Source organism: Streptomyces sp. SID11385, from assembly GCF_010548245.1.
Taxonomy (GTDB): Bacteria; Actinomycetota; Actinomycetes; order Streptomycetales; family Streptomycetaceae; genus Streptomyces.
On record NZ_JAAGLR010000149.1, the window covers coordinates 1 to 11,166 of the forward strand.

Consider the following 11,166-nt stretch of genomic DNA (forward strand, 5'->3'; position numbering starts at 1 on the left):
TGGCGGACGCCGAGGTCGGTGACGGGGAAGGCGTCGGGGTCGCCGAGCGCCCGCATGGCGATGATCTCGACGGTCCAGGGCCCGATGCCGGGCAGCTCGGCGAGCCGCGCGCGGGCGAGGTCCCAGTCGCTGTCGGCGCCGAGCGCGAGCGTGCCCGCGGCGAGGGCGTCGACAAGGCCGAGGAGGGTGCGGCGGCGGCTGCGCGGCATCGCGAGCTGTTCGGGGTCGAGCGCGGCGAGCGCGGCCGGGGCCGGGAAGAGGTGCGTGAGGCTGCCGTCGGGGTCATCGACGGGGGTGCCGTACGAGGCGGCGAGGCGTCCCGCGTGGGTGCGGGCGGCGGCGGTGGAGACCTGCTGCCCGAGCACGGCCCGTACCGCGAACTCGGCCTCGTCCGTCGTCCTCGGTACGCGGCGGCCCGGCGCCTTGCGCACGAGCGGCGCGAGGTCGGGGTCCGCCGCGAGGGCCGTGTCCACGGCCTCGGGGTCGGCGTCGAGGTCGAGGAGGCGGCGGCAGCGGCTGATCGCGGCGGGCAGGTCGCGCAGCTCCCGCAGCCGCAGGCGGCAGTCCACGTACTCGGGGGTGGGGCTCAGCGCGACGATGCCCGGGCCGTGCGGGAGGTCGAGGGTGCGGCGGTAGGCGCCGTCGCGCCACTCCTCGACGCCGGGCACGGCGGTCGCGACGAGGTGGCCGAAGAGGTTGTCGGGGGTGAAGGGGCCGCGCAGCGGGAGGCGGAGCCGTACCGTTCCCGCGCCGGGCTCGGCCGTGCCGCCGGCGCGGGTGCGCAGGGCGGAGGGGGAGAGCGCGTAGACCTCCTGGACGGTCTCGTTGAAGGTGCGGATCGAGGAGAAGCCCGAGGCGAAGGCGATGTCCGCCATCGGCAGCGCGGTCGTCTCGACGAGCAGGCGCGCGGTCTGCGCGCGCTGGGCGCGGGCGAGGGCGAGCGGCCCGGCGCCGAGTTCGGCGCCCAGCTGGCGCTCGATCTGGCGTGCGCTGTAGCCGAGGCGCGCGGCGAGTCCGGGGACGCCCTCGCGGTCCACGACGCCGTCGGCGACGAGCCGCATGGCGCGGGCGACGAGGTCGGCGCGGTGATTCCATTCGGGCGAACCCGGGCTCGCGTCGGGGCGGCAGCGCTTGCAGGCGCGGAAACCGGCCTGCTGGCAGGCGGCGGCGCTCGGCAGGAAGACCATGTTCTCGGGCCGGGGAGTGAGGGCCGGGCAGCTCGGGCGGCAGTAGATGCCGGTCGACGTGACGGCGGTGAAGAACCACCCGTCGAACCGCGCGTCGCGCGAGCGGACGGCGCGTACGCACCGGTCCCGGTCGGCGTGCAGGCCGCCCTGCGGGCCGCTGACGACGGCGGGGGTCGCGGCGGCCCGCGGGGCCGTCCCTGGAGTGGCTGACATGCCTCAAGCATGCGACATCGCCGGGGGCGGGGCTGGCGGAAATCCGACATGGCGATGCGCGGACCCGCGCGGACGTGTCCTCCGGAGCGTACGGCTCGCCACCGCGTCCCGGTCCGCCTCGTCCCGTGTCCGCGCGTGCGCCTCGCCGCCCCCCGTCTGCCGCCCCGGCACCCCGCCCGCGCGCGACTCGCCCCGCCCCTCCCGGATTCACCCCTTTCACCCCCGCCCCCGGAACAGGGCGTTCCGTGCTCCTTCCGTCACACGCAGGAAACCCCGCCGCCACCTCTTTACAACGATGTAATCCGAGTGCTGACATGTGATCCCACCAAGTGTTTACCCAAGTGGTGTCCCCGCGAGGAGAGTTCATGCCCGAGTACGACGGCATCTGTCCGCATCCGCTCGACGCCGGCCCCGAGGTGCCCCGGCCCGAGTACCCGCGCCCTTCTTTCGCGCGTGCGGAGTGGCTGAATCTCAATGGCACGTGGGAGTTCGCGCGCGACCCCGGCGACAGTGGTCTCGAACGCGGTCTCGTCGGCCAGGAGCTGCCAGAGCGGATCACCGTGCCGTTCTGCCCCGAGTCCGAGCTGTCGGGAATCGGGGACACCGATTTCCTGCACGCCGTCTGGTACCGCCGCACCGTGACGATCCCCGCCGAGTGGGCCGGGCGACGTCCCGTGCTGCACTTCGGCGCCGTCGACCACGACGCGACGGTGTGGGTCAACGGCACCGAGGTGGCGCGGCACAGCGGCGGGTTCACCCCGTTCAGCGCGGATCTGGACGGGGTCGCGGCGCCGGGCGAGGAGGCCGTGATCGTCGTACGGGCGCGGGACGCGGCGCACGGCCCGCAGGCGCGCGGCAAGCAGTCCACCGAGTACGCGAACCACGCCTGCAACTACACGCGGGTCACGGGCATCTGGCAGACGGTGTGGCTGGAACCGGTCGCCGACGTGCACCTGCGCCGCCCGCGCGTCACGCCGGACCTCGCCGGCGGCTGCTTCCACCTGGAACTCCCGCTCTCCGCCAACCGCCCGGGACACCGGGTGCGGGCGCGGCTGCTCGACGCGGAGGGGACGGTCGCGCAGGCGGCGGTACGGGCCGATCTCGACCTCGCGCCGCGTCTCGTCCTCGCCGTGCCGCCCGCGCGGCAGCGCACGTGGTCGCCCGAGGACCCGCACCTGTACCAGGTGCTGCTCGAAGTGACCGACGCGGACGGCGAGGTCGTCGACCGGGCCGTGAGCACGGCGGGGCTGCGCGCGGTCTCGCTCGACGGGAAGCGGTTCCTGCTCAACGGGAAGCCGGTCTTCCAGCGCCTCGTGCTCGACCAGGGCTGGTACCCGGACGGCCTCATGACGGCGCCGGACGACGCGGCGCTCGTGCGCGACATCGAACTCTCCCTCGCCGCGGGCTTCAACGGGGCGCGGCTGCACCAGAAGGTGTTCGAGGAGCGCTTCCTGTGGCACGCCGACCGGCTCGGCTACCTCGTGTGGGGCGAGTTCGGCGACTGGGGCGCCCACACGGGCGGCGGCACCGCCTGGGACAACCAGCAGCCGACCGCCGGTTTCGTCCACCAGTGGCTGGAGGCCGTCGAGCGCGACCAGGCGCACCCCTCGATCGTCGGCTGGTGCCCGCTCAACGAGACGCACCAGCGGCTGCACGACCGCCGCACGCAGCTCGACGACGTCACGCGCGCGATGTTCCTCGCGACGAAGGCCGCCGACTCCTCGCGCCCGGTCATCGACGCCTCCGGCTACGCGCACCGCGTCGCCGAGACGGACGTGTACGACTCGCACAGCTACGAGCAGGACCCGGCCGCCTTCGCGAAGCAGATGGAAGGACTCGCCGAGGGCACGCCGTTCATGAACCCGCAGGACCAGAACCCCGACGAGGTGTGGTCGCTCCCCTACCGCGGACAGCCCTACTTCGTCAGCGAGTTCGGCGGCATCTGGTGGCACCCGGAGGAGGCCGCGGCGGCGGGCGAGGACCGCGACGTGTCGTGGGGGTACGGGCAGCGTCCGCGCGACGAGGAGGAGTTCCACACGCGCTTCGAGGGCCTGACGGGCGTCCTCCTCGACGACCCGCTGATGTTCGGCTACTGCTACACGCAGCTCACCGATGTCTTCCAGGAGCAGAACGGCGTCTACCGCTTCGACCGCTCGCAGAAGCTCGACGTGAACCGGGTGCGCGAGGCCCAGCTGCGGCCCGCCGCCTACGAGCAGGGCACGGAGGGGGACGCGCGGTGAGCCTCACGACGACGAGACGCGGCCTGCTGCGCGGCGCGGTCGCCGGACTCGGCGCCGCCGCGCTCGCCCCCGCCCTCTCCGCCTGCGGCTCGGTGGCGGGCTCGGTGTCCTCCTCGCCGGGCAAGGTGCGCTTCTGGCACCTCTTCCAGGGCGGCGACGGGGCGCTCATGCGCCAGATGCTCGCGAAGGTGCGCGAGGACGTCCCCGGGCTCGACCCGGAGGACACGGTGCTGGACTGGGGCGCCGCGTACTACACGAAGCTCGCGATGTCCTCGGCGGGCGGCCGTGCCCCCGACCTCGCGATCATGCACCTCTCGCGGCTCGCCGGATACGCGCCGGGCGGGCTGCTCGACCCGTGGGACACCGCGCTCCTGGAGGAGTTCGGCGTCCCGCAGGAGCGGATCAACCCGCGTGTGCGCGCGCTCGGGCGGTACGAGAAGCAGCCGTACGCGATCCCGCTCGACACGCACCCCTTCGTCGTCTTCTACGACCGCACCGTCATGGACAAGGCCGGGCTGCTCGACAGCGACGGGCGGCTCCTGCCGCCCGAGTCGCCCGCGCACTTCCTGGAGATGGCGGAGCAGTTGCGCAAGCGGAAGGGGAAACTGGGCCCGATCATGGGCCTGTTCAACGACACCGCGCAGGCGTGGCGCATGTTCTGGGGGCTCTACAGCCAGACCGGCGGCGCGTTCGACCTCTCGGGCGGGAAGCCGGGCGTCGACCGGGACAAGATGGTCGAGGTGGTGGAGTTCTTCAAGAAGGCCGTCGTCGACTCGCGGAGGATGGACTACCCCGCCGGGGTCGCCGCCTTCACCACCGGGCAGTCGCCCTTCATCTTCTCCGGCGAGTGGGAACTCCCCACGTTCCAGAGCGCGAAGTTCGACCTCGGGGCCTCGCCGATGCCGACGCTGTTCGGCTCCCCGGCCTCGTACGCCGACAGCCACTCCTTCGTGCTGCCGCACCAGGACAACGCGGACGAGGACCGGCGGCGCGCCGCGCACCAGCTCGTCGCCGAACTCCTCAAGGGCAGCATGACGTGGGCGCAGGCGGGCCACATCCCGGCCTATCTGCCGGTCGTCGGGTCGAAGGCGTACGCGAAGCTCGATCCGCAGTCCTCGTACGCGCCGGCTGCGGAGCACCCCGCGATCGACCCGCCCGCGTGGTTCACGGGCGCGGGCTCCGACTTCCAGGCCCGGATGTGCAGCGCCCTCCTGCAGGGGGTGCGCGGCGCCGACTCCGCGCGGGGGACGGTGACCGAGATGCTCTCCGGCCTCGACTTCTTCCTCTCCAAGCCCAATCCGGCCTGACCGGGACAGAAAGGCACTCAACGATGAGTACGGTCCCCACCACGGGCCCGGCGACCCTCGCCGCCGAATCCCCCGAAGCCTCCGGAGCCCCCGGAGCCGCGCCCCCGCGCGCCCTCAAGGACCGCTTCCGCAAGGGCGGTTCGGGCGGGCTCTTCGTCGCCCCGTTCATGATCTTCTTCGGGCTCTTCCTGCTCGTCCCGCTCGTGTACGGGCTGTGGATGAGCTTCACGGACGCGAGCCTGACCGGGCACGGCGACAGCTCCTTCGCCGGGCTCGGCAACTACGCCGAGGCGCTCACCGACTCCGAGGTGTGGAAGAGCCTCGGCAACACCGCGGTCTTCACGGTGCTCTCCTCCGTGCCGCTCGTCGTGCTCGCGCTCGGGATGGCGCTGCTCGTGCACGCGAACCTGCCGGGGCAGTGGCTGTGGCGGTTCGCGTTCTTCGCGCCGTACGTGCTGCCCGTCGCCGTCGTGTGGCAGGTGTGGTCGATGATGTTCCAGCCCGATCTGGGGCTGGTCAACAACTTCCTCAACGCGATCGGTCTGGACAGCGTCGGCTGGCTCGTCGACGAGAAGTGGGCGATGTACGCGGTCGTCCTCGTCACGGTGTGGTGGACGGCCGGCTTCAACTTCCTGCTCTACCTCTCCGCGCTCCAGGCCGTGCCCGACCACCTCTACGAGGCCGCGGCCCTCGACGGCGCGGGCGCCTGGCGGCGGCTGTGGTCCATCACGCTGCCCCAGCTCAAGCGCACGACGGGACTCATCGCCGTGCTCCAGGTCCTCGCCTCGCTCAAGGTGTTCGACCAGATCTACCTGCTGACGCGCGGCGGCCCGAACGGCTCGACGCGGCCGATCCTGGAGTACATCTACGACACCGGTTTCACCGGTTACCGGCTCGGCTACGCCTCGGCCATCAGCTACGTCTTCTTCGCGATCCTCGTCATCCTGTCGCTCGCGCAGTTCAAGATCTTCTCGCGCAAGGAGGCGTGACACATGAGCACCCAGACCGTTCCGTCCGCCGGACGGCCGCCCGTGTCCGCGCCGCGCCGCTCGACCTCGCCGGTCCCGCGCGGGCAGCGCTTCTCCGTACGCCCCGGGCCCGTGCTCGGCTCCGGGCCGCTGCCGAAGATCGTCGCGCTCGTCGTGCTGCTCGCGGCGACCGTGCTGTGGCTGCTGCCGCTCGCGTGGGGGCTCGTGACGTCCTTCAAGAGCGAGACGGACGCGGCGACGCCCGACGACGGCTGGATACCCGCGCACGGCTTCACGCTCGGCGCGTACCGCAAGATCCTCGACCAGGGGAACCTGCCGCTGTGGGCGCTCAACAGCCTGCTCATCACGGTCGTCGTGACGGCGCTGACCGTCGCCGTCTCCGCGCTCGCCGCGTACGGCTTCTCGCGCACCCTCTTCCGGGGCCGCAAGGCGCTCCTCGGGCTGACCCTCGCGTCGATCATGGTGCCGCCGCAGATCCTCATCGTGCCGCTGTTCCGCGAGATGATCACGGCGCACCTCGCGGACACGTACTGGGCGGTGATCCTGCCGCAGGTCGTGGCGCCCGCGATGGTGTTCATCCTGAAGCGCTTCTTCGACGGGGTGCCGCGTGAGCTGGAGGAGGCGGCGCGCATCGACGGCGCGGGCAGCCTGCGCGTCTTCTGGAGCATCATCCTGCCGCTGTCGCGGCCGATCCTCGCCGCCGTCGCGATCTTCGTGTTCATCACGACGTGGAACAACTTCCTGTGGCCCTTCATCAGCACGAGCGACCCGAACCTCATGACGCTCCCGGTCGGTCTCTCGACGGTGAAGGACTCCTACGGCCTCCAGTACGCGCAGTCCGCGGCGGCGGCGATGCTCGCCTCGCTGCCGCTCGTGATCGTCTTCATGATCTTCCAGCGCCAGATCGTGAAGTCGGTGGCGACGACGGGGCTCGGAGGGCAGTGACGGCACGTCGTACGGGCCGGGGCGCGGCCGAGGGCGCGCCCCGGCCCGTATGGCGTTCTCGCAGCCCGCGCCCGCGTCCCGTACGGCGTTCTCGCAGCCCGCGCCCGCGTCCCGTACGGCGTTCCCGCTCGGATAGCCTCCGGACATGTCGAACGATGATCACACCATCCTCTCCGAGGGCATCCTGCTCCGCCCGCTCGCCGGGGGCGACGCCCCCGCGCTGCTCGACGCCTACGTGCGCAACCGCTCCCACCTCCGGCCGTTCGAACCGGTGCGGACTGAGGAGTTCTACACCCTCGCCGGTCAGCGCGAGCGGCTGGCGAACCAGCTCGCGGCGCAGGAGGCCGGTTCACTCTTCGGCTGGGTGTTCGTGGACGGCGAGCGGATCATCGGCACCATCACGCTCTCGCAGCTCGTGCGCGGCCCGCTCAACAGCGCGAACCTCGGGTACTGGGTCGACAAGGAGTACGCGGGCCGCGGCCTGACCGGCGCCGCCGCCGCCTTCGTCGTCCGGTACGCGAACGACGTGCTCGGCCTGCACCGCCTGGAGGCCGGCACGCTCCTCGACAACCTCGCCTCGCAGCGCGTCCTCGCCAAGGCCGGGTTCACCGAGTACGGCGTGGCCCCGCTCATGCTCCACATCGACGGCGCGTGGCGCGACCACAAGCTCTTCCAGATCCTCCTGAACGACCTGCCGCCGCGCTGAGCGCCCGGCGGGGACGGCGTGCCGCGCACGTCACCGGGCGCCCGCGGCATGTAGGAAAGCCGCAGGCGCGGTTAAGAAAACCTCGATGGACCTGGTGGCGTGCCGGGCGGCAGGATCTTGATGCCGGTCGTGCGCGCGCTCTCGGGCCGCGGCCGTCCCCCACCCCTCCGTACCCGCCGGTCCGCCCGGTCGCGGTGCGGCGCGCACAGAAGAGGAGCCCCGGAGTGAAGGCACTGGTCAAGGAGAAGGCGGCGCCGGGACTGAGCCTCATGGAGGTCCCGGAGCCCGAGGCCGGTCCCGGGGACGTGCTCATCAAGGTGCTGCGCACCGGGATCTGCGGCACCGACCTGCACATCCGCGCCTGGGACGGCTGGGCGCAGCAGGCCGTCAGCGCGCCGCTCGTCGTCGGTCACGAGTTTTCCGGCGAGGTCGTCTCGGTCGGCCGCGACGTGCACGGCATCGAGGTGGGGAACCTCGTGAGCGGTGAGGGCCACCTCGTGTGCGGCAAGTGCCGCAACTGCCTCGCGGGCCGCCGCCACCTGTGCCGCGCGACGGTCGGGCTCGGCGTCGGGCGGGACGGCTGCTTCGCCGAGTACGTGGTGCTGCCCGCCTCGAACGTGTGGGTGCACCGCAACCCGGTGGATCTCGACATCGCCGCGATCTTCGACCCGTTCGGCAACGCCGTGCACACCGCGCTCTCCTTCCCGCTCGTCGGCGAGGACGTGCTCATCACGGGCGCGGGCCCCATCGGTCTCATGGCGGCGGCCGTCGCCAAGCACGCGGGGGCGCGCAACGTCGCGATCACGGATGTGAGCGAGGCGCGGCTCGACCTGGCCCGCAAGGTCGGCGCCGATCTCGCGCTCGACGTCTCCTCCGCGTCCATCGCGGACGGCCAGCGCCTCCTCGGGCTGCGCGAGGGCTTCGACGTCGGCCTGGAGATGTCCGGGAACCCGGCCGCGATGCGCGACATGCTCGCCAACATGACGCACGGCGGCAAGATCGCGATGCTCGGCCTGCCCGCGCAGGAGTTCGCCGTCGACTGGGCCCGCGTCGTCACCTCGATGATCACGATCAAGGGCATCTACGGCCGTGAGATGTTCGAGACGTGGTACGCGATGTCCGTCCTCCTCGAAGGCGGACTCGATCTCGCCCCCGTCATCACGGGCCGCTACCCGGCCGCCGAGTTCGAGGCCGCGTTCGCGGACGCGGCGAGCGGGCACGGCGGCAAGGTCGTCATGGACTGGACCGCGTGAGCCGTCCCCGTACGGCCTGAACCGCTTCGTACCGCCCCGCATCCACCCCTCCGGAGGAATCCCCCATGTTCGGCTCCGTGCGCGACCAACTGCGTACCACCCTCGACGAGATCACCGCCGAGGGCCTGTACAAGCCCGAGCGGGTCATCGGCACCCCGCAGTCCGCGACCGTGGACGTCACCGCCGGGGGCCTGCCCGGCGAGGTGCTCAATTTCTGCGCCAACAACTACCTCGGCCTCGCCGACGACCCCGAGGTCATCGCCGCCGGGCACGCGGCGCTCGACCGCTGGGGCTACGGCATGGCCTCGGTCCGCTTCATCTGCGGCACCCAGGAGGTGCACAAGGAGCTGGAGGGGCGCCTGTCCGCGTTCCTCGGGCAGGAGGACACGATCCTCTACTCCTCGTGCTTCGACGCCAACGGCGGCGTCTTCGAGACGCTGCTCGGCCCCGAGGACGCCGTCATCTCGGACGCCCTCAACCACGCCTCGATCATCGACGGCATCCGTCTGTCGAAGGCGCGCCGCCTGCGGTACGCGAACCGCGACATGGCCGAGCTGGAGCAGCGCCTGAAGGAGGCGGGCGACGCGCGCCGCCGCCTCGTCGTCACCGACGGCGTCTTCTCGATGGACGGCTACCTCGCCCCGCTGCGGGAGATCTGCGAGCTCGCCGAGCGCTACGACGCGATGGTCATGGTCGACGACTCGCACGCGGTCGGCTTCGTCGGCGAGAACGGGCGCGGCACTCCGGAGCTGGCCGGCGTGAGCGACCGCGTCGACATCATCACGGGCACGCTCGGCAAGGCGCTCGGCGGGGCCTCGGGCGGCTACGTGGCCGCGCGCGCCGAGATCGTCGCGCTGCTGCGCCAGCGCTCGCGCCCGTACCTCTTCTCGAACAGTCTCGCGCCGGTCATCGCGGGCGCCTCGCTCAAGGTGCTCGACCTCCTCGAAAGCGCCTCCGACCAGCGCGTACGGCTGCGCGAGAACACCGCGCGCTTCCGCACGGCGATGAGCGAGGCCGGGTTCGAGCTGCTTCCGGGCGAGCACCCGATCGTGCCCGTCATGTTCCATGACGCGGCTCTCGCGGGGCGCATGGCGGAGCTGCTGCTCGAACGCGGCGTGTACGTGACGGCGTTCTCGTACCCCGTCGTGCCGCAGGGGCAGGCGCGCATCCGCGTGCAGCTCTCGGCGGCGCACTCGGCGCAGGACGTGGACCGCGCCGTCGCGGCGTTCGTCTCGGCGCGCGAGGCCACGGCGGCGGACAAGCCGGCGATCTGAGGGGTACCGGGCGGAGGGTTCCGGGAGGCGCGCGCCTCCCGGAACCGCGGGGAGCCGTCCGCTCCGCCGATTTGCGACAATCGTTCCCATGATCGAGGCACGGCGGCTGCACATCCTGCGCGCGGTGGCGGACCACGGCACGGTGACCGCGGCGGCCGCCGCGCTCTACCTGACGCCCTCGGCGGTCTCGCAACAGCTCAACGCCCTGGAGCAGGAGACCGGGCACCGGCTCGTCGAGCGCGGCGCCCGGGGCGTGCGGCTGACGCCGCCGGGCGAGATCCTGCTCGCGCACACGCACGCGGTGCTCGCCCAGCTGGAGCGCGCGGAGGCCGAGCTGGCGGCCTACCGCACGGGCGCCTCGGGCACGGTCACGGTGACGTCCTTCGCGACCGGCATCAACCTGGTCGTCGCCCCGGCGCTCGCGGTGCTCGCCGACACGGCTCCGGGGATACGGGTACGGGTACGGGACGCCGAGGGCGACGCGAGCCTGGGCATGGTCCTGGACCGCCGTACGGACGTCGCGGTGGCCGTCGAGTACCGGGGCGCCCCGGGCGCCGACGACCCGCGCCTGACCCGCGTCCCGCTCTACGCGGAGCCCTTCGACGCGGTCCTCCCGCCGGGCCACGCCCTCGCCGCCGCCGCCCGCGTCCGGCTCGCGGACCTCGCCGCCGACCCGTGGATCGGCCCGTTCCCGGGGAACCCCTGCCACGACGTCGTCGTCCTCGCCTGCGAGCACGCGGGCTTCCAGCCGCCCATCGAACACCTTTCCGACGACTTCCGCGCGGTGGTCGCGCTCGCGGCGGCGGGCGCGGGCGTCGCGCTCGTCCCGCGTTCGGCGCTGCGCGGCATGGACCTCGACGGCGCCGTGGTCCGCCCGGTGGACGGCGTAGCCCCGACCCGCAGGGTCTTCGCGGCGGTGCGGAACGGGGCGGAGGAGCATCCGCTGATCCGGCCGGTTCTGGAGGCGCTGGGGAAAGCGGCGGGGTGAGGAGCGGGGGTCCGCGCGCGGGGTCGGCGGACGTGCGCGCGGGCGGGCGGCGGGTGCGCGCGGG

The 11,166-nt window shown here is 72.7% G+C and carries 9 protein-coding genes; 8 read left to right on the forward strand and 1 reads right to left on the reverse strand.

Annotated features, from left to right (window positions below):
• Positions 1-1,328: AlkA N-terminal domain-containing protein (locus tag G3I42_RS04820; protein ID WP_203606372.1), on the reverse strand; the 1,328-nt coding region annotated here is incomplete at its 3' end.
• A 437-nt stretch (positions 1,329-1,765) separates the two neighbouring features.
• On the opposite strand from G3I42_RS04820, the gene G3I42_RS04825 reads away from it, so the two are divergent.
• From G3I42_RS04825 to G3I42_RS04860, 8 genes are all read left to right on the forward strand, one after another.
• Complete coding sequence (locus G3I42_RS04825) at positions 1,766-3,640, forward strand: sugar-binding domain-containing protein (protein WP_164282676.1); 1,875 nt, start codon at positions 1,766-1,768, stop codon at positions 3,638-3,640.
• A complete protein-coding gene (locus G3I42_RS04830) occupies positions 3,637-4,947 on the forward strand; it encodes an extracellular solute-binding protein (RefSeq protein ID WP_164282678.1) in 1,311 nt (436 codons plus the stop codon). Before G3I42_RS04825 ends, G3I42_RS04830 begins: the two co-directional genes overlap by 4 nt.
• Positions 4,948-4,970: 23 nt before the next feature.
• Positions 4,971-5,936 (forward strand): sugar ABC transporter permease, encoded by a 966-nt coding sequence (locus tag G3I42_RS04835; protein ID WP_164282680.1) that lies wholly within the window; start codon positions 4,971-4,973, stop codon positions 5,934-5,936.
• A gap of 3 nt (positions 5,937-5,939) precedes the next feature.
• Positions 5,940-6,881, forward strand: a complete 942-nt coding sequence (locus G3I42_RS04840; RefSeq protein WP_164282682.1) for a carbohydrate ABC transporter permease — start codon at positions 5,940-5,942, stop codon at positions 6,879-6,881.
• A gap of 145 nt (positions 6,882-7,026) precedes the next feature.
• Entirely contained in the window at positions 7,027-7,587 is a 561-nt protein-coding gene (locus G3I42_RS04845) for a GNAT family protein (RefSeq protein WP_164282684.1), read from the forward strand.
• Positions 7,588-7,811: 224 nt separating this feature from the next.
• Positions 7,812-8,840 (forward strand): L-threonine 3-dehydrogenase, encoded by a 1,029-nt coding sequence (tdh, locus tag G3I42_RS04850; RefSeq protein WP_164282686.1) that lies wholly within the window; start codon positions 7,812-7,814, stop codon positions 8,838-8,840.
• A 65-nt stretch (positions 8,841-8,905) separates the two neighbouring features.
• On the forward strand, positions 8,906-10,114 hold the full coding sequence (locus G3I42_RS04855) for a glycine C-acetyltransferase (RefSeq protein WP_164282688.1): 1,209 nt from the start codon (positions 8,906-8,908) through the stop codon (positions 10,112-10,114).
• Positions 10,115-10,202: 88 nt separating this feature from the next.
• On the forward strand, positions 10,203-11,102 hold the full coding sequence (locus G3I42_RS04860) for a LysR family transcriptional regulator (protein WP_164282690.1): 900 nt from the start codon (positions 10,203-10,205) through the stop codon (positions 11,100-11,102).
• Positions 11,103-11,166: the final 64 nt, after the last annotated feature.